General features: G+C 68.4%; 17 protein-coding genes. 8 read left to right on the top strand and 9 right to left on the bottom strand.

Annotation, left to right across the window (positions count from 1 at the left end; all coding sequences use genetic code 11):
• Positions 1 to 131: 131 nt before the first annotated feature.
• The 6 genes from urtE to otnI form a co-directional block, all read right to left on the bottom strand.
• Positions 132 to 833, bottom strand: a complete 702-nt coding sequence (gene urtE / locus AC5JCN_RS20150; protein WP_495756874.1) for an urea ABC transporter ATP-binding subunit UrtE — start codon at positions 831 to 833, stop codon at positions 132 to 134.
• Between the two features lie 5 nt (positions 834 to 838).
• Positions 839 to 1,609 (bottom strand): urea ABC transporter ATP-binding protein UrtD, encoded by a 771-nt coding sequence (gene urtD, locus AC5JCN_RS20145; protein ID WP_495756873.1) that lies wholly within the window; start codon positions 1,607 to 1,609, stop codon positions 839 to 841.
• Positions 1,606 to 2,766 carry an urea ABC transporter permease subunit UrtC gene (gene urtC / locus AC5JCN_RS20140; protein WP_495756872.1) on the bottom strand — a complete coding sequence of 387 codons (1,161 nt, stop codon included), beginning with the start codon at positions 2,764 to 2,766 and terminating at the stop codon, positions 1,606 to 1,608. The genes urtD and urtC overlap by 4 nt, the downstream gene beginning before the upstream one ends.
• On the bottom strand, positions 2,763 to 4,376 hold the full coding sequence (gene urtB, locus AC5JCN_RS20135) for an urea ABC transporter permease subunit UrtB (RefSeq protein WP_495756871.1): 1,614 nt from the start codon (positions 4,374 to 4,376) through the stop codon (positions 2,763 to 2,765). The genes urtC and urtB overlap by 4 nt, the downstream gene beginning before the upstream one ends.
• 107 nt (positions 4,377 to 4,483) lie before the next feature.
• Positions 4,484 to 5,770, bottom strand: coding sequence for an urea ABC transporter substrate-binding protein (gene urtA / locus AC5JCN_RS20130; RefSeq protein WP_495757687.1), 1,287 nt, complete (start codon positions 5,768 to 5,770; stop codon positions 4,484 to 4,486).
• A 218-nt stretch (positions 5,771 to 5,988) separates the two neighbouring features.
• Positions 5,989 to 6,765, bottom strand: a complete 777-nt coding sequence (gene otnI / locus AC5JCN_RS20125) for a 2-oxo-tetronate isomerase (protein ID WP_495756870.1) — start codon at positions 6,763 to 6,765, stop codon at positions 5,989 to 5,991.
• 172 nt (positions 6,766 to 6,937) lie between these two features.
• Between otnI and araD1 the strand changes: the two genes are divergently transcribed.
• Both araD1 and AC5JCN_RS20115 read left to right on the top strand, forming a co-directional pair.
• Entirely contained in the window at positions 6,938 to 7,942 is a 1,005-nt protein-coding gene (gene araD1 / locus AC5JCN_RS20120; RefSeq protein WP_495756869.1) for an AraD1 family protein, read from the top strand.
• A gap of 5 nt (positions 7,943 to 7,947) precedes the next feature.
• Positions 7,948 to 9,195 (top strand): allantoate amidohydrolase, encoded by a 1,248-nt coding sequence (locus AC5JCN_RS20115; RefSeq protein ID WP_495756868.1) that lies wholly within the window; start codon positions 7,948 to 7,950, stop codon positions 9,193 to 9,195.
• An 84-nt stretch (positions 9,196 to 9,279) separates the two neighbouring features.
• Here the strand turns inward: AC5JCN_RS20115 and AC5JCN_RS20110 are convergent, their stop codons facing one another.
• The gene (locus tag AC5JCN_RS20110; protein ID WP_495756867.1) at positions 9,280 to 9,819 is read right to left on the bottom strand and encodes a hypothetical protein; all 540 of its coding nucleotides are present in this window, start codon (positions 9,817 to 9,819) and stop codon (positions 9,280 to 9,282) included.
• Positions 9,820 to 9,935: 116 nt separating this feature from the next.
• Between AC5JCN_RS20110 and AC5JCN_RS20105 the strand changes: the two genes are divergently transcribed.
• From AC5JCN_RS20105 to AC5JCN_RS20095, 3 genes are read left to right on the top strand one after another with little or no spacing between them, the layout of a single operon-like run.
• A complete protein-coding gene (locus AC5JCN_RS20105) occupies positions 9,936 to 10,682 on the top strand; it encodes a PepSY domain-containing protein (protein WP_495756866.1) in 747 nt (248 codons plus the stop codon).
• Positions 10,682 to 11,338, top strand: a complete 657-nt coding sequence (locus AC5JCN_RS20100; protein ID WP_495756865.1) for a response regulator transcription factor — start codon at positions 10,682 to 10,684, stop codon at positions 11,336 to 11,338. The genes AC5JCN_RS20105 and AC5JCN_RS20100 overlap by 1 nt, the downstream gene beginning before the upstream one ends.
• Positions 11,339 to 12,772 (top strand): sensor histidine kinase, encoded by a 1,434-nt coding sequence (locus tag AC5JCN_RS20095; RefSeq protein ID WP_495756864.1) that lies wholly within the window; start codon positions 11,339 to 11,341, stop codon positions 12,770 to 12,772.
• 15 nt (positions 12,773 to 12,787) lie between these two features.
• Here the strand turns inward: AC5JCN_RS20095 and AC5JCN_RS20090 are convergent, their stop codons facing one another.
• Together AC5JCN_RS20090 and AC5JCN_RS20085 are read right to left on the bottom strand one after the other, a co-directional pair.
• A complete protein-coding gene (locus tag AC5JCN_RS20090; RefSeq protein WP_495756863.1) occupies positions 12,788 to 13,477 on the bottom strand; it encodes a helix-turn-helix domain-containing protein in 690 nt (229 codons plus the stop codon).
• Positions 13,478 to 13,851: 374 nt separating this feature from the next.
• Positions 13,852 to 14,331 carry a VOC family protein gene (locus tag AC5JCN_RS20085; protein WP_495756862.1) on the bottom strand — a complete coding sequence of 160 codons (480 nt, stop codon included), beginning with the start codon at positions 14,329 to 14,331 and terminating at the stop codon, positions 13,852 to 13,854.
• A 330-nt stretch (positions 14,332 to 14,661) separates the two neighbouring features.
• On the opposite strand from AC5JCN_RS20085, the gene AC5JCN_RS20080 reads away from it, so the two are divergent.
• The 3 genes from AC5JCN_RS20080 to AC5JCN_RS20070 all read left to right on the top strand — a co-directional run bounded on the left by AC5JCN_RS20080 (position 14,662) and on the right by AC5JCN_RS20070 (position 18,745).
• The gene (locus tag AC5JCN_RS20080; protein WP_495756861.1) at positions 14,662 to 15,555 is read left to right on the top strand and encodes an MBL fold metallo-hydrolase; all 894 of its coding nucleotides are present in this window, start codon (positions 14,662 to 14,664) and stop codon (positions 15,553 to 15,555) included.
• Between the two features lie 421 nt (positions 15,556 to 15,976).
• Complete coding sequence (locus AC5JCN_RS20075; protein WP_495756860.1) at positions 15,977 to 17,236, top strand: MgtC/SapB family protein; 1,260 nt, start codon at positions 15,977 to 15,979, stop codon at positions 17,234 to 17,236.
• A gap of 99 nt (positions 17,237 to 17,335) precedes the next feature.
• The gene (locus AC5JCN_RS20070; protein ID WP_495756859.1) at positions 17,336 to 18,745 is read left to right on the top strand and encodes an adenylate/guanylate cyclase domain-containing protein; all 1,410 of its coding nucleotides are present in this window, start codon (positions 17,336 to 17,338) and stop codon (positions 18,743 to 18,745) included.
• The last annotated feature ends 40 nt before the right edge of the window (positions 18,746 to 18,785 follow it).

Raw genomic sequence — 18,785 nt, 5'->3', positions numbered from 1 at the left:
CTGCGCGGACATCTCCCCCGCTTACGCGGGAGAGAGTTCGAGTAACAAACACACGGTGATCCCTCTCCCGCAAAGCGGGGCAGGTCAGGGAGGGGGGAATTGTCCTGGCCGCGCATTGTCACGGGCCCGCGCTAGACCGAGAGATGACGCCGGACATCGGCTTCGACCATCGCCCCCTTGTCGCCCGCCAGCACCACCTGCCCGCGGTCCATGACCGCGAAGCTGTCGCACAGGTCGCGCGCGAACTCGAAATACTGTTCCACCAGGAGGATCGCCATGTCCCCCTTGCCGCGAAGGTACTCGATGGCGCGGCCGATGTCCTTGATAATTGATGGCTGTATGCCCTCCGTCGGTTCGTCCAGGACGAGCAGCGACGGGCGTGTCACCAGGGCCCTGCCGATGGCCAGCTGCTGCTGCTGACCGCCCGAGAGGTCGCCGCCGCGGCGGCCCAGCATGTCCTTCAGCACGGGAAAGAGGTCGAAGATTTCGGCCGGGATGAAGCGCTCCTTGCGCGGCAGCGGCGCGAAGCCCGTCTCGAGGTTCTCCTTGACCGTCAGCAGCGGGAAGATCTCGCGGCCCTGCGGCACATAGGCGATGCCGTGCCGCGCCCGGTCATAGGGCGGCAGGCCTCCGAGTGCCTTGTCGTTCCAGGTGATCTTGCCGCGCGCTACCGGCTGCAGCCCGACGATGGCGCGCAGCAGCGACGACTTGCCGACGCCGTTGCGGCCGAGAACGCAGGTCACCTTCCCGGTGTCGGCCGTCAGCGACACGCCCCGCAGGGCCTGCGCCGCGCCGTAGAAGAGGTCAATCGACTCGACGGACAGAGTGGCCATGCCGGTCAGCGCCCCAGATACACTTCGATGACGCGGTCATTGGACGAGACCGCGTCGATCTGCCCCTCGGCGAGCACCGATCCCTCGTGCAGGCACGTCACCTTGCAGTCGAGCGCGCGCACGAAGGCCATGTCGTGCTCGACGACCACCACGGCATGCGTCCTGGCGATGCCGACGAGCAGTTCGGCCGTGGCCTCTGTCTCGGCGTCGGTCATGCCGGCGACCGGCTCGTCGACCAGCAGAAGCTTGGGATCCTGCGCCAGTAGCATGCCGATCTCCAGCCACTGCTTCTGGCCGTGCGAGAGATCGGCAGCCATGCGGCGGCGATGATCGAGGAGGCCGATGCGCTCGAGGATGGCGTCGAGCGCGTCCGGCGGCACCCGGTTCCGCCAGCCGAAAAGGGAGGCCAGGGCGCCCCGCGGTCCCTTCATGGCGAGGAGGATGTTGTCGGCGACGGTCTGGCCTTCGAACACGGTGGGCTTCTGGAACTTGCGGCCGATGCCGAGCTCGGCGATTTCGGCCTCGTCGAGGCGGGTGAGATCGACCCGTCCCTGGAACAGCACGTCGCCGGCATCAGGCCGCGTCTTGCCCGTGATGACGTCCATCATTGTCGTCTTGCCGGCTCCGTTGGGACCGATGATGGCGCGCATCTCTCCCGGTTCGAGAACGAGAGAGAGGTCGTTCAGCGCCCGGAAGCCGTCGAACGAGACGGAGACGCCGTCGAGATAGAGGATGGTGTGGGTGAGTTCGCGATCGGGCGCGGAGATGGCGTTCATGGGATCGTCTCCGCGGCGCCGGCCTCGACGGCTGCAGACCGCCTCCGGCTCTCCGACGCCTCCGACCGCCGCCGGCTCCACTCGGAGAGGGTGCCGACGATGCCCTTGGGCAGGAACAGCGTGACGAGGACGAACAGCGCGCCGAGGAAGAACAGCCAGACCGGCGCGAGCGGCCCGGAGGTCAGCATCGTCTTGGCGAAGTTGACCACGACGGCACCCAGCGCCGCGCCGACCAGCGTGCCGCGCCCGCCGACGGCGACCCAGATGACCGCCTCGATGGAGTTCGCCGGAGCGAACTCGGACGGATTGATGATGCCGACTTGCGGCACGTAGAGCGCGCCGGCGATGCCCGCCATGCAGGCCGATACCGTGAAGGCCACGAGCTTGAAGCGCTCGACGCGGTAGCCGAGGAAGCGGGACCGGGATTCGGCGTCCCGCACCGCAATGAGCACCTTGCCGTAGGCCGTCCGGGTCATGAACAGGGCGACGAGGTAGCCGAGCGCCAGCGCGACGACCGTGGCGACGAAGAGAGAGACGCGCGTTTCCTGCGACTGGATGTTGAAGCCGAGGATGTCCTTGAAGTCGGTCAGGCCGTTGTTGCCGCCGAAGCCCATGTCGTTTCGGAAGAAGGCGAGGAGCAGGGCGTAGGTCATCGCCTGCGTGATAATGGAGAGGTAGACGCCGGTGACGCGCGAGCGGAAGGCGAACCAGCCGAAGACGAAGGCCAGCAGGCCGGGAACAAGCATCACCATCAGCATGGCGTATGGAAAGGACTGGAAGCCGTACCAGGTGAGCGGCAGCTCCTTCCAGTTCAGGAAGACCATGAAGTCCGGCAGGATCGGGTCGGCATAGACGCCGCGCGTCCCGATCTGCCGCATCAGGTACATGCCCATGGCGTAGCCGCCGAGCGCGAAGAATGCGCCGTGCCCGAGCGAGAGGATGCCGCAATAGCCCCAGACAAGGTCGAGAGAGACGGCCAGCAGCGCGTAGCAGAGATACTTGCCGAGCAGCGAGACGGCGTAGGTCGGCACGTGGAAGGCCGAGTCAGGGGAGACCGCGAGGTTCAGCACCGGAACGAGGATCGCGAGCCCCGCGAGGATGGCGAGGAAGATGCGGCCGCGCGGGTCGAGCCCGGCGATGAGCCTTGCGGTGATCATGCTTCCACCGCCCGGCCCTTGAGCGCGAACAGGCCGCGCGGACGCTTCTGGATGAACAGGATGATGAGGACGAGCAGCACGATCTTGCCGAGCACGGCACCGGCGAAGGGCTCGAGGAACTTGTTGGCGATGCCCAGCGTCATCGCCGCCACCAGCGTCCCCCAGAGGTTTCCGACGCCGCCGAAGACCACGACCATGAAGCTGTCCACGATGTAGCTCTGGCCGAGGTTGGGCGAGACGTTGTCGATCTGCGAGAGCGCCACCCCGGCCACGCCGGCGATGCCCGAGCCGAGCGCGAAGGTCATCGCGTCCACCCAGGGCGTCCGGATGCCCATGCAGGACGCCATGCGCCGGTTCTGCGTCACGGCCCGCATCTTGAGGCCGAAGGACGTGGCCCGCAGCACCACGAGCAGGGCGGCGAAGACCGCGAGGCTGAATACGATGATCCAGAGGCGGCCATAGGTGACGGTGATGCCGCCAATCTCGAAGGCGCCGGACATGAAGCTCGGCGCGCCGACCTCCCGATTGTTGGCGCCGAAAATGGAGCGCACGGTCTGCTGCAGGATCAGGCTGACGCCCCAGGTCGCCAGCAGGGTTTCCAGCGGCCGGCCGTACAGGAAGCGGATGACCAGGCGCTCGATGGCGATGCCGACGAGGGCGGCGACGATGAAGGCCAGCGGCAGGGCGATGGCGAGCGACCAGTCGAACAGGTCGGGATGGCTGGTCCGCAGCCATTCCTGCACGACGAAGGTGGTGTAGGCGCCCAGCATCACCATCTCGCCATGGGCCATGTTGATGATGCCCATGACGCCGAATGTGATGGCGAGGCCGATGGCGGCGAGCAGCAGCACCGAGCCGAGCGACAGCCCGTACCAGGCGTTCTGCACCGAGGAGAGCAGCGCCAGGCGGCGCTCGATCGCGGTGGCGGCGGTTTCGGCTGCGAGCTTGACGATGGGCGAGCCCTGCGTGCGCAGCACGGCGAGGATCGCGAGGGCATCCTGGTCGCCGCGCGCGGCGACCACTTCGACAGCGTCGACCTTGTCGGCATCGGTGGCGTCCGCCTTGGCGAGGATCGCCGCGGCGCGGGCATGCTGCATGGCCGCCTTGATGCGGGGATCGCTCTCCTTCGCCAGAGCGGCGTCGAGGGCAGGAAGCGCGGCGGGATCGCGCGACTTGAACACCGCATCGGCGGCGGCGAGCCGCTTGGCCGGATCGGGCGCGAGCAGGGTGAGCGAGCCCACGGCCGCCTCGACGGCGCGGCGGACGCGATTGTTGACGCGCACCTGCTTGAGGCCGGATGGCGCCTCGGCCACCGCGGCGCCGGTGCGCGCATCGACATAGGCGCCATCCGCGCCCTTGATGAAGAGCGCCTTGTCGGACGGGCGGTAGAAGAGCTTGTTGTCGTTCAGAGCCTGGATGACCGGCGCGGCGCGCTCGCTGCCGCTTGCGGCGAGGTCGGTCACCCCGCCCTCGATGTCGGCGAAAGCCTCCGTGGCCAGGCGCTTCAGCGCCGCCTCGGGGTCGGCGGCAAGCGCCGCGCGAGGCGCCAGCGCGAAGAGCGCCAGGGCGAGCATGGCGCCCGCGAGGCGGGCGAGCAGGCAGACGCGCATGTACGGTGTTCCGGCTGGGAGAAAACGGCCGGCAGCGGCCGGCGCGGGGTGGACCCGGCCGAGTGGCCGGGTCCGTTGCTCAGGTCCGAGCCGCGTCTACGCGACCGTCACTTGGCGGCGCCGCCGCACTTGCCGGTCTTCACGTTGAAGTTGCCGCAGGAGAGCGGAGCCCTCCAGTCGGAGATCAGGTCCTTCGAGCCCTCGAGGTAGTCCGACCACTCGTCGCCGACCACGAGGCCAGGTGTCTGCGAGACAATGTTGAACTGGCCGTCATCCTTGATCTCGCCGATCAGCACGGGCTTGGTGATGTGGTGGTTCGGCATCATGGCCGAGAAGCCGCCCGACAGGTTGGGCACGGTGACGCCGACCAGCGCGTCGATGACGGCGTTGGGGTCCGTCGTGCCGGCCTTTTCGACGGCCTTGACCCACATGTTGAAGCCGATGACGTGCGCCTCCATCGGGTCGTTGGTCACGCGCTTCGGGTTCTTGGTGTAGGCCTTCCACTTCTCGATGAAGGCCTTGTTCTCCGGCACATCGACGGACTCGAAGTAGTTCCACGCGGCGAGATGGCCGACGAGGGGCTTGGTGTCGATGCCGGCGAGTTCTTCTTCACCGACGGAGAAGGCCACGACCGGGATGTCGGTCGCCTTGATGCCCTGATTGCCGAGCTCCTTGTAGAAGGGAACGTTGGCATCGCCGTTGATGGTCGACACGACGGCGGTTTTCTTGCCGGCGGAGCCGAACTTCTTGACGTCGGCGACGATCGTCTGCCAGTCGGAATGACCGAACGGCGTGTAGTTGATCATGATGTCCTCGGCGGCGACGCCCTTGGACTTCAGATACGCTTCGAGGATCTTGTTGGTGGTGCGCGGGTAGACGTAGTCGGTGCCGGCGAGCACCCAGCGCTTCACGCCCTCGTTTTCCATCAGGTAGTCGACGGCCGGGATCGCCTGCTGGTTCGGCGCGGCGCCGGTGTAGAAGATGTTGCGCGAGGATTCCTCGCCCTCGTACTGCACGGGGTAGAAGAGGATGCCGTTCAGCTCCTCGAAAACCGGCAGCACGGACTTGCGCGACACGGAGGTCCAGCAGCCGAACACGGCCGCGACCTTGTCCTTGGTGATGAGCTCGCGCGCCTTCTCGGCGAAAAGCGGCCAGTTCGAGGCCGGGTCGACGACGACCGCCTCGAGCTTCTTGCCGAGGACACCGCCCTTCTTGTTCTGCTCGTCGATGAGGAAGAGGATCGTGTCCTTCAGCGTCGTCTCGCTGATGGCCATCGTGCCAGAGAGCGAGTGCAGCACGCCGATCTTGATCGTCTCTTCCGCCTTCGCCGCCAAGCTGGCGAGCGACAGGCCGGCCGCGACGACGGCCGATGCGAGTAGCGACGGGATACGCATAGTCATGGGAGAAGCCCCTCCTGCCCGGTCAAGTTACCGCGGAGGAGGATCGCAAGGGCCGTGCCAGATCGGGACGCGCGGGATTAACGGAAAATCGTACACAATCGCAGGGTGCGGGCCCCGGGGTGGATCGGCGCCCTGGGCATGACGGCGAATCGATGCCTACAAAGAGGGCAGCGCCACCCTTCTGCCTCTACCTTGAGCATAAGGCGCAGGTTTCAGCGCCGGCGCCACGGAGCGAACCAGCCGAGACCCTCGCGCGTGCCGGCGCGAGGCCTGTATTCGCATCCCACGAAACCCGCGTAACCCAGACGGTCGAGTTCCTCGAACAGGAAGGGGAAGGACAGCTCCTCGCCGGACGGTTCGTGGCGGCTGGGCACGCTGGCGACCTGGATGTGGGAGGTCAGCGGCATCAGCGTGCGCAGGCCGATGGTGACGTCGCCATGCATGATCTGGCGGTGGTAGAGGTCGAACTGCAGGCGCAGGTTGGGAATGGCGAGCGCATCGATGAGGTCGGCCGCGAACTCGAAGTCGCTCATGAAGTAACCGGGCATGTCACGCCCATTGATGGGCTCAACCAGCACCTCGACGCCGAGCGGCTGCATGCGCTCTGCGGCGACCCGGAGATTGGCCGCATAGGTCTCGCGGGCGGCGGCGTCCTCAGGGTCGCAAATGCCAGCCATCACATGGACGCGCCGAACGCCCGTCGCCTCGACATAGGGCACCGCCCGCTCCACGGCGGCGCGGAACTCCGCCTCCCTGCCGGGAATGGCCGCGAAGCCGCGTTCGCCGCTCGCCCAATCGCCGGGCGGGAGGTTGAAGAGCGCCTGCTCCAGCGCGTTGTCGGAGAGCCGCCGGGCGATATCCTCGGGGGCGTGCTCGTAGGGGAAGAGGAACTCGACCGCGTCGAAGCCGTCCTCGGCGGCCGCCTGGAACCGGTCCAGGAAGCTCCACTCATTGTACATCATGGTGAGGTTGGCGGCGAAGCGCGGCATGGCGGAACCCGTATGCTGAAGCAGCAGCCAGCCAAGCGCGCAATCCGCCTTCTGTCCAGCGCCGGTTGCGCGCACCTGCCCAACAGCGCGGCACTTGACCGATGGCCCGGCAGCGGCGCAATCCTGCCGCCTCTGGAAGAGCGCCCACGCGGCGCCAGCAGGAGGATTTGGGATGGCGGTGCGTCTGGTGCAGTTCACCGAGGACGGGGCCCGGCGGGTCGGTGTGGCCGGTGAGGACGGGGCGACGCTCGCCATCGTCGAGAGGGCGAAGTCGACCTACGAGCTCGCCAGCGAGGCCATCGCCGCCGGCCAGTCCCTCGAGGAGGTGGTCCGCGCCCGCCTTGGATCGCGCCTCGTCGACTATGACGCCGTCGTCCGCGAGAAGCGCCTGCTGCTGCCCTTCGACCATCCCGACACGCACCGGATCTCTGTCACCGGCACGGGCCTGACGCATCTCGGTTCCGCCGACACGCGCGACAAGATGCACAAGAACGTTTCCGAGACCGCCGAGGAGAAGCTGACGGACTCGATGAAGATGTTCCGCGACGGCCTGGAGGGCGGCCGCCCGGGGGCCGGCGGCGTCGGCGCGCAGCCGGAGTGGTTCTACAAGGGCACGGGCCACTGGCTGGTGAAGCCGGAGGACGCCATCGAGAGCCCCGGCTTCGCCGAAGACGCCGGCGAGGAACCGGAGTTGACCGGCCTCTACCTCATCGGCCCCGACGGTACCCCGTTCCGCGTCGGTTTCGCGCTGGGCAACGAGTTTTCCGACCACGTCACGGAACGCAGGAACTACCTGCTGCTCGCCCATTCCAAGCTCCGGCAGTCCTCCTATGGACCCGAGCTGCTGGTCGGCGACCTCCCCCACGACGTGCGCGGCATGAGCCGCATTCACCGCGCCGGGCACGTGATCTGGGAAAAGCCCTTCCTCACCGGGGAGGCGAACATGTCCCACACGCTCGCCAATCTCGAGCACCATCATTTCAAGTATGCGGGGCACCGCGTGCCGGGCGACGTGCATGTCCACTATTTCGGCACCGCCACGCTGTCCTTCGCCGATGGCGTCAGGACGCAGCCGGGAGACGTGTTCGAGATCGAGGCGCCCGGCTTCGGCAGGCCGCTGCGCAATCCCGTCGCCATGCTGCCCGCGGAAGGCACGGTCGCGGTCAGGACGCTCTGAGCGCCATGGCCCATCCGGGAGAGGGCGAACTCGGTCGCCGCGCCATGGCGCGACTGGCCGCGCTGCGCGGCATCACCGACGTGCCCGGCCGGATCGAGCGGCTGTTCCTCTCACCCGCGCACAGGATCGCAGCCGACGCGACCGCGGAGATGATGCGGGAAGCCGGCTGCGACAGCGTCAGCATCGATGCGCTCGGCACGGTCGTCGGGCGCTACGAGGGCACGGAGCCCGGCCGGCCCGCGCTGCTGCTGGGATCCCACATCGATACGGTGCGCGACGCCGGAGCCTTCGACGGAACGCTGGGGGTCGTTGCCGCCATCGGCGTAGTCGAGGCCCTGGCGAGGGCAGGTGAGCGTCTGCCCTTCGCCGTGGAGGCGCTGGCCTTCGGCGACGAGGAGAATGTCCGCTTTCCCAGCCTGCTCTCCTCCTCGCGCGCTCTGGCCGGAACGCTCGAGGCCGGCTGTACCGACCTGCGCGATGCCGACGGCGTGAGGCTGGGCGATGCCCTCCTCGCATTCGGCGGGAATCCCGCCGGGCTCGCGACGCTCGCACGCGGGCGCGAGGACACGCTCGGCTACCTCGAGGTGCACATCGAGCAGGGCCCGGTGCTGGAGGCGGAGGACCTGCCGGTCGGCGTCGTCACCGCCATCAACGGCGCCAGCCGCCGGAAGGTCACCGTCACCGGCGAGGCGGGCCATGCCGGCACGGTGCCGATGGGGCTGCGCCGGGATGCGCTCGCCGCGGCGGCAGAGATGGTGCTGGCCGTGCAGCGCATCGGCGCGGACGCTCCCGAGCGGGTCGCCACCATCGGCATCCTGACGGTCGAGCCCGGGGCGGCCAACGTCATCCCGGGGCGTGTCTCCTTCACCCTCGATGCGCGTTCGCCGAGCGATGCGGACCGCGAGGCTATGGTTTCGGCGATCGAGCAGGCGTTCCGCGAGATCGCGGGCCGGAGCGGCACAGGGATCGCCATCGAGACGATCTCCGACACGAAGGCCTGTCCCTGTGACGAGGGGCTATCGGGCCTCCTGGCGGATGCCGTGTCCCGGCGCCAGATCGGCGTGCGCCGGCTGCCGTCCGGTGCCGGGCACGACGCGATGGCAGTGGCGGCGCTGTGCCCGGTCGCCATGCTCTTCGTGCGCTGCAAGGGTGGCATCAGTCATAACCCGGCCGAGGACATCACGGAAGGCGACGCCGACATCGCCGTCCGGGTGCTCCTCGATGCCGTGCGGAGCTACCGCCCTCCGGCGTGAAGTGCTGCGGGCCGCCTCCCCTTCGGAAGACGGCCCGCTTGCGGGGAAGATGCGAACCTTCCTTCCCCGACACTCATTCGCCCGTCAGAGCAGCGGCTCCGCCGTCTTTCCCTTCCGGCGCTTCTTGTGGGTCTCGGGAATGGAGGCGTTGTGGACGCCGTGGTCGTCGCCCGGCTCCATGCCCATGCCGCGGTCGTCGCCCGGCTCGGCTGCCGTGCGCAGGCCGCCCTTGTCGTCTCCGGCCTCGGCATGCGTGCCATGATCGTCACCGGCATCGTGACCGGCCGCGTCGTGTCCGGCACCGTCATCCGTACCGCCCGAGCGCGAGCCGCCTTCGCCCGAACCCGACCGCGAGCCGCCATCGTCTGAGCCGCCGGAGCGCGAGGAGCCGGAGCCGGACGAACCGGAGCCCGATCCGGAAGACCCGGATCCCGAAGATCCGGATCCCCCGTCGCGCTTGGCGAGCACGAGGACGCCGTCTTTCGAAGCCGCCGTGGTAACCGCGGCGTCTGCAGTACGCAGCGCCGTGCCAGTGCCGTCGGCGCCCGTCGAGGCGAGCGCCGGGGCGACCATTGTGGCGAGCGAGAACGCCGAGGCGAGGAGGGTGGACCGGAGGATCGACATGGACTTCTCCCGAGGGTTGTGAACCGAATGATCGCATCCTGGCGAAGTCCGGCCGGCGCCGCGCTGATCGGGCATGTCAGCCTTTCGTCAGCTTCGACGTGGGACACTGCGTGACCATGTTCCGGCGTACCCTTTTCTGCTTCGTGCTCGCTGCCGCCCTGTCGATAGGGGTTCCGGCATCGCTCCTGCTCGCCACTGTGGCGATGGCGAAGGACGGCGGTAGCTCGGGCGGGTCCGGCGGTGGCGGATCGTCTGGTGGCGGCAGCGGGTCGTCCGGCGGCAGCGGGTCGTCTGGCGGCAGCGGCTCGTCCGGGAGCAGCGGCTCTTCCGGCGGCAGCGGGTCGGGAAGCAACTCGTCGGGGAGCAACAGCGGGTCTGGAAGCAGCAATTCGGGGAGCGGCGGTTCCGGCGGTTCCGATGATGGCGGTTCGGATGGTGGGGGGTCCGGCAGCTCGGACGACGGCGGACGGGGCGGGCCATCCGGGTCTTCCGGACGCGGCCAACCGCAGGGTTCGGTATCCTCCGGGTCTGGCTCGGATGGCTCCATCTGGAACCTCTTCGGTTTCGGCAAGGATGACGGCGCCCGCAACCGCAAGGCTAAGTCCGATGCGCGGGGCAATGCTGACGAGCAGGACGACGATCACGAGAACGCCCGGGCCGCCATGCTGAACGGCGAGGCCGTGCCGCTGGCGCGGGTGCTTCCGATTGTCGGCAAGGCCGTTCCCGGCTCCGTGCTGGAGGTCAAGGTGGGACGCCTTCCCGGTGGTAATGTCAGTTACGAGGTCAAGGTGCTGGACAATGAGGGCGCTGTGCGGAGCGTGCTCGTCGATGCCCGCCGGAACCGGGTCGTGGGGGTGAACTGATGCGGGTTCTGGTGGTCGAGGACGAGGTCAGGATCGCCGAGGACATCGGCCAGGCGCTGGGACGGGCGGGGTACGCCGTCGACCTCTCGCATGACGGAGAGGACGCCTGGTTCAGGGGCGAGACCGAGGAGTTCGACGCCATCGTCCTCGACATCGGCCTGCCGCAGATGGACGGGCTGACGGTGCTGAAGCGCTGGCGCCGCGCGGGCATCACGACACCCGTGCTGATGCTCACCGCACGCGGCGCGTGGATGGAGCGGGTCGAGGGCATCGACGCGGGAGCCGACGACTACCTTCCCAAACCCTTCCACCGCGAGGAGATGGTCGCCCGGCTGGGTGCCGTTCTGCGGCGCTCGGGCGGGCACGCGTCGCCCGTCATCGAGGCCGGCGCGGTGCGCCTCGACACGCGCCGCATGCAGGTGGAGAACGCGGGCGACCCGGTCGAGGTGTCGCCGATGGAGTTCCGCCTGCTGCGCTACCTCGTCCACCACAAGGGCCGTGTCGTGTCCCAGGTGGAGCTGGAGGATCATCTCTACGGGGCGGACCGCGAGCCCGACAGCAACGCCATCGAGGCGCTCGTCAAGCGCCTGCGCCGCAAGCTGGGGCCGGACGCCATCGCCACGCGCCGCGGCTACGGCTACGTCGTGGAGGGGTAGATGAAGGCGGGCTCGCTGCGACTTCGCCTGCTGGTCCTGTCCAGCCTCAGCCTTGCGGCGGCCCTGACGCTGGCCGCCATCTGCCTCGCCTACATCTTCGAGCGGCACATGGAGCGGCGCGTCGCGCAGGAGCTCGAGGTTCGGCTGGAGGACATCGCGGCAGCGCTGGAACGCGGTCCCGACGGCAGCCCGCGGCTGACGCGCAACCTGACGGATTCCCGCTACCGCACACCGTACAGCGGCGTCTACTGGCAGATTACGGGTGGCACGCACCCGATCAGGTCGCGGTCGCTGTGGGACGACATCCTTCCGACCGTTCCAGGGACTGCCGCCGCGCACCGCGAGGCCGTCGAGATGAAGGGCCCCAACGGCGGCGAGATCTACCTGCTCGAACGCGACGTTACTCCGTCGCCCGGGCCGCCCTTCCGCATCTCGGTGGCCATCGACCATGCCGAGATCCGTGCCCTGCGGTCCGACTTCATCCTCGACACCGCCGGCGGGCTCATCGTGCTCGGCGCCATCCTTGCGCTCGGCTTCTGGCTGCAGGCCGGTCTCGGCCTGGCGCCGCTGCGCCGGCTGCAGCAGCAGCTCGCCGCCATTCACGAGGGCCGCGCGGGCCGGCTCACCGGCGACTTCCCGACCGAGGTGCAGCCGCTCACCGAGACGCTGAACGCGCTGCTCGAACGCCAGCAGCACCTCGTGTCGCGGGCGCGCGGCCGGGCCGGCGACCTCGCGCACGGGCTGAAGACGCCGCTGACGATCCTGGGAGCAGAGGCCGCGCGGCTGGACGAGGCGGGACAGGCCGCGAGCGCGGCTCTCCTGCGCGAGCAGATCGGCCTCATGCGGGGCCATGTCGAGCGCGAGCTCGCGCGGGCGCGCACGCATGGCAAGTCCGCCGCCGGTGGCCTGGCGACGGATGTCGGCCGGTCTGCCGAACGTCTCGTCGAGCTGATGCGCCGCATGCCCGACAGCGACCGCATCTCCTGGACGGTGGAATGCGACCCGGCGCTCCGCGCCGACATGGATCCCGACGACTTCGGCGAGGTGCTCGGCAACCTGCTCGACAATGCCCGAAAGGCGGCGCGCTCCCGCGTCCGCTTCACGGCACGCGAAGATAGGGGAGTTCTGCACGTCGCGGTCATCGACGACGGCGAAGGCCTTGAGGAGGCGGATGCGCCGGTGCTGATGGAGCGGGGGTCGCAGGGTCAAGGAGGCGGCGAGGGCAGCGGCCTCGGCCTCGCGATCGTCCGCGACATCCTCGAGGAGTACGGCCGCGCGGTGACGCTGCGGCCGGAGGCCGGCGGCGGCTGCCGGGCGGAATTCGCCATTCCCGGCTACCTTGCGTCGCCCTCAACAGAGCCGGATCCGAGACCCGCGCCGGCGGCGAGGACCTCCACCGTTCGGCCCGCCACGGCTCCGGGCGGGCACGCATGACGTGAAGCCACCGGATCAGGCCACTCCGGCCGCGCCGGACTGGACCGAGGCCAGCGCGCGCAGGGCGGCGCGGTCCCTCACCTTGACCACCCTGCCCTCGAAGTCGACGCCGTGGTCGCGCAGCAGCGCGATGTTGCGTGACAGGTTTTCCGGCGTCGTCCCGACGAGCGCCGCCAGCCGCCGTTTCTGGAACGGCAGTTCGAGGACACCGTTGGTGTCCACCTGCGTCAGGATCCAGTGGGCGAGCCGCTCGGCGGAATTGTGCACCTTCTGCCGGTGCAGATCCTGACCCGTCGCCACCCAGGCCTCGGTGACGTGGCGCAGGAGTGCCATGGTCAGGCCGATGTCCTCGGCCAACGCGTCACGCACCGTGGCGGCAGGCAGCATCAGGATGCGCGAGCGCTCGATGGTGCGGGTCGCATAGCCGGGCACCTCGGCAATGACGCAGCCCGGGATTCCGAACGGCGAAGGCGGGCGCAGGAAGCGCAAGGTCGAACTGACGCTGTCAGAGGGACCGAGCGTCTGCTCCACTGCGCCGTCCAGCAGCACGAACATGAAGTCCGGGGACTGGTGGGTGTCGTGCAGGAGCACCTCGGCCGGAAACCACTGCGCGAAGGCGCCGTGCGACAGCTTTTCGATGGTGGCGGCGGAGGTGTCGGAAAAGAGTGGAACGTCTCTCAGAAGGGTCAGGATGTCGGTTCGCATGATGTGTCCAATGCCGACGGCTGCCGCAGGCCGGGAGGGCGCGGGAAGAACGTCGATGATGCGGGAGACCCGATCGCGCCGGGGGTCGCGACGGCTCCTTCGCCGTCGCTGATTGACCGCTCCTTAGGCACGTGCACGCTTGAAGGCAAGTCTGCTGTCTGGATACCGCAGCATGTCGCCGTCGATCGAGAAGCAGCTTACTTTCAATCCTTCAGGCTTGATCTGTCGGATCTTGGCAGCCCACCGGCGATTGCTCAGTGCAATCAACGTCTCACAGCGCAAGCCAGTGCGTGAACGTACAATCGGGCGGGCGTTGCTGAGATGCCCGCCGCGATTCAGTCATGCACGCGGTGCAAGGCGGCCGTGGCCTTGGTTCATGCGGGGTAGGTGCGCTCGGCCGCCCGGATTCGCCCTGCATTGCCGAGCTCGATGATGTAGCCGAAGTCCTTCTCCGTATCGAGGTAGTAGTGCTCGTCCTCGTCGAACCGGCCGCTCTGGATCACCGGGTAGCCGCGCCGCTCATAGTCCGCCACCGCCTTGTGGCAGTCGGCATAGAACAGCTTGATGTGGTGCAGCCCCTCCCCCTTGGCGTCGAGGAATTCGTCGTAGATCGAGTAGCCGCTGACGGGCTGCATCAGTTCCAGCTGGATGCGGTCGTTCCATGTCACGGCAATCAGGCAGGAGTGGGTGGCAGGCTTGCCGCGGTAGACATAGTCCTGAACCTTCGGCGCCTCGAACTGGTACACCGCCCACGGGCCCATGCCGCAGACATCCCAATGGCGCTTCATGGCGGCGTCGATGTCGCGCACGACATAGGCGACCTGGATGACGGTCCCGTCCTTCATGTCGGTCATGGCGTTCCTCCGGTGATTATCGTTGGTCCGGCTTCGGTGGCCGGGTTCTGCAGCATCGGCTGGCGCGAGCGGCGCGACAAGCAGCGGTTCGGACGACAAGGGATGCTCTCGTCCGTCGGGGACCTGCGGTCCCGGCTGGCGTTCACGGTCCGGTGAGGCCGAGCAACACGCCGGCGGCACAACCTGTTGAGCAATTGCGTGCGATCCGCCCCTTTCCCGGGCCTGCGGCCGCCTATTTGTACCGGAGAACGACGCATGGAAATGTCCCGCCGCACTTTGCTCGCCGCAGCCGCATCGGCCGGCGCGCTTGCTGCTACAGGAGCCCCCAGCATGGCCGCAGCCCCCCTTGGCGGAGCGCAGGCTCCCGGGTTCAGCCGCTTCAAGGTCGGTGACTTCGAGGTCATCGCCGTCCATGACGGCATGGCGATGCGCGACATTCCCCCAGGCTTCGTGCGCAGCGTTCCCGACGCGGAGGTCGCGAAGGCCTACGAGGAGATCGGCGTCGCCAGCGGCAAGATGGCCAACACCTTCACTGCGATCGTCGTCAATACCGGCAAGCAGGTCGTGCTGATCGACACGGGCTTTGCCGACAATGGCGGCCCGACCACCGGGCGCATCGCGTCGAACCTGCAGGCCGCGGGCATTGCGCCGAAGGACGTCGACGTCGTCCTGCTCAGCCATTTCCACGGCGACCACATCATGGGTCTGCGCAGCAAGGATGGCGCACTGGTCTATCCCAACGCGGAGATCCGCGTGCCTGAGGCGGAGTGGGCCTTCTGGATGGACGACGCCAAGATGGGTGCCGCGCCGGAGGGGCTCAAGGGGAACTTCGCGGCTGTGCGGAAGGCGTTCGGCGCCGACGCGGGCAAGGTGGCGCGCTTCGCCTGGGGCAAGGAGGCCGTTCCCGGCATCACGGCCATGCAGGCCGACGGCCATACGCCCGGCCACACCGCCTACGACATCGTCTCCGGATCGGGACGGCTGATTTTCGTCGGGGACATCACGAACAATCCGTCCGTGTTCGCACGGCGGCCCGACTGGTCACCGGTCTTCGACATGGACCCGCAGCAAGCGATCGCCACGCGCAAGCGCATGCTGGACATGGCGGCGGCCGACAACATCCAGCTGTCCTTCTACCATGCCGGCTTCCCGGCAACGGGCTTCGTCGCGAAGTCCGGAGACGGGTACGCCTTCCAGCAGGCGCTTTGGACAGGCTCGATCTGAGACTCCGGAAGGCCGGGCCGCACGGATTGCGGCCCGGTTAACCCGCCTGGGAAACTGTCCGGGATGTGACATTCACCACAGATCCAACCTTTCATTTCAATTTAATTGAACTCATCCAATATCGGTCCTGTCACGGCCAGGTTGCCCCACAATGTCCATCGGTCTCCAGATCACTTGCGCGATGTTCGCCCTCGTCTTTGCCGTCGCCATGCTCAGCTCGATGAGCGGCCGGCACGCCGGCGCGCGGCGCTGACGCCCGCTTCCCGCCACGCACTGCTCCGGCTTTAAGCGCGCGCGAATCGCCCGGCACTAACGTGCCTACCGGCTCCTGCCCTGACGCGTGCTGCGAAGGCGGCATAGGTCTTTCCCGTTATTGCGCCTGCGCCCACGCCGGAGGCACAGTCGCGGCGGGGGAACAGGCATGTCCGAGGAACAGCTCTTCATCAGGCTCGGCGTCGCGCTGGCCATCGGTCTGCTCATCGGGCTGGAGCGGGGCTGGAGCGCGCGGGAGGAACGGGAGGGCGAGCGGACCGCGGGGCTCCGTACCCACGCCCTGTCAGGCCTGCTCGGCGGCATCGCCGGCGCCCTGACGCCGGTCGCCGGGGCTGCCACGCTGGGCCTCGTGTTCCTCGGCTTTGCCGCCACGAGTGCCGCATTTCATTGGCTGGAAGCACGAGCCGAACGCGACGTCAGCGTTACCGGGGCCGTTGCCGGCATGCTGGCCTTCATGCTGGGCGCCTACGCGGTGCTCGGCGACGTCAAGGTAGCGGGAGCCGGGGCGGTGGCGACGGTGCTGCTGCTCGCCCTCAAGGACCCGCTGCACGGCGCGTTGCGCCACATCACGTGGATCGAGTTGCGCGCGGCACTGATCCTCCTCGCCATGACGTTCCTGCTGCTCCCCGTGCTGCCCGACAGGACCATCGATCCCTGGGGGGCCATCAACCCGGCCTCGATCTGGCGCCTCGCCATCATGCTCTCGGCGATCTCCTTCGCCGGCTACTTCGCCATCAAGCTCATGGGCGAGCGCGGCGGTGTTGCGCTGGCAGCGGCTTTCGGCGGCCTCGCCTCCTCGACGGCCGTGACTCTGACCCTCGCGAACTTTGCCCGCAACTCTGCCTCTTCTGCGGGGCTTCTCGCCGGCGGCGCCATCCTGGCCGGCGCGATCATGGTCGTGCGCGTGTGGGCGATCGCGACGTTCCTCAATCCTGCGCTCGGCCCGGTCATCGCCTGGCCGCTGGGCGCGGCGGCGTTGGTGCAGGCTGCCGCAAGCGCCATCCTTCTCCTGCGCGGAGATGGCGACGGAGCGCCGAAACTCGAGGTTTCGAACCCCTTCGATCTGGCGACGGCGCTCAAGCTGGCGGCGCTCATCGGCGTGATCTCGCTTGCCGCCAAGATCGCGACGACGCATCTCGGCGGGGGCGGCGTTATCGGCCTCGCCGCCATCTCCGGCACGGTCGACGTGGACGCCATCACGCTCTCCATGTCGCGCATGGCGCAGGGAGAGATTTCGACAGGTCTGGCGGCGGCCGCCATCGGCGTCGCTGTCGCGTCCAACACGCTCACCAAGGCGGGCATCGCCTGGAGCGTCGGCGGCGCGGGGATGGGGCTTCGCATGGCCATCGTCGCCCTCCTTGCCCTTGCCGCAGGTGCTGCGGGGCTCTGGGCCGCGGGCGGGCTCTGAGCCGGTCGTCCGGCTTGACACCGAGCTTTGTGCGCCGGACTGTCCCGGCAGGCGCCGCCGTTCCGCGGTGCCGCGCCGGAAACCGTCACGAGGGCCGGCATGAGCGACGTCTCGGCACTTCACTCACTGCTCCGCCAGTCGGCCCCCGAGGCCGTGTCCGGGCCCATTCTGGATCTCATCGAAACAGGGCAGGACCACGAGCTGAACAGGATCAACGTGCTCTCCTTCGCCGCGGCCCGGGGGCTCGACGAGGAGGACACCCTTGACGGCTTCCTGCACGCCGCGCGCATCGGACTGTTCGAACTCTCCTGGAACGTGCTCTGCCCCGGCTGCGGCGGCGTTCTCGACGCCAATGCGACGCTGAAGACGCTGGACCGCTCGCAATATCATTGCGCCCTCTGTGCCGCCGGCTACGAGCCGACGCTCGACGAGATGGTCGAGGTCACCTTCACGGTGAGCCCGCGGGTGCGCCGGATCGCGGCGCATGATCCCGACAGCCTGCCGGTGCACGAATATGCGCGCCAGATCTTCTGGGGATCGGGCATCGCGTTGCCCGAGGAGGGCATGGACGAGCTGATCCGCACCATGACCCTCGAGGTGCTCGAACTCGCGCCGGGTGAGCGCGGCGTCATCTCCGTCCAGATCCCGGAAGCCTTCATCATCGTGTTCGACCCCGTGACGCACACGACCCAGTTCCTCGACGTGAAGGGACCGCCGACGACCGAACGCCAACACATCTCGATGCTGTTCAACGAAACACACACCCATACGGGCACGACGGAGATCTCGCCGGGGCCGCTGCGGCTGCAGCTGGAGAACAGGGCACACCGGCGCGTGCTCCCGGGACTGTGGGTGGCGGGGGAGACGCTGCACGAGACGCTCGGCCGGCGACGGCCGTTTCTCACGGCCAAGCGGCTGCTGACCAGCCAGACGTTCCGCGATCTCTTCCGCACCGAGACGCTGGATGTCGACCAGCGCCTCAAGATCACCAGCCTCACCTTCCTGTTCACCGACCTGCAGGGCTCGACTGCGCTCTACGACCGCGTCGGCGACCTCGCCGCCTTCGACCTCGTGCGGGCGCATTTCCGGCTGCTGCTCGAGATCGTCGCCGGGGAGGCCGGGGCCGTGGTCAAGACCATCGGCGACGCCGTGATGGCGACCTTTCCGACCCCCGATCGCGCGGTTGCCGCGGCGCTGCGCATGCGCGACGCGATGAAGGCGCTGAACGACGAGCATGGCCGCGAGGAGCTGCTGCTCAACATCGGCGTGCACGAGGGCCCCTGCCTCGCGGTGATGCTGAACGACCGTCAGGATTATTTCGGCCAGACCGTGAACGTCGCAGCGCGCGTGCAGGGCCTCGCCGACCCCAGCGCCATCCTGGCAACCGAACCGGTTGTCTCCGACGAGGCCGTGAAGAGGCTGCTGGCAGCCCGCGGGGGCGAGCAGGGCCGCCGGCGGCGGGAACTGCGCGGCGTGAGTGGCGAGATGACCCTCTACGAGATCGCCTGAACCGGGTCGGCTGTTCCGATGCTCGTGGCGGCTGGCAGGT

It is taken from the genome of Alsobacter sp., assembly GCF_059501845.1.
This window is presented reverse-complemented; position numbering and strand designations above follow the sequence as displayed.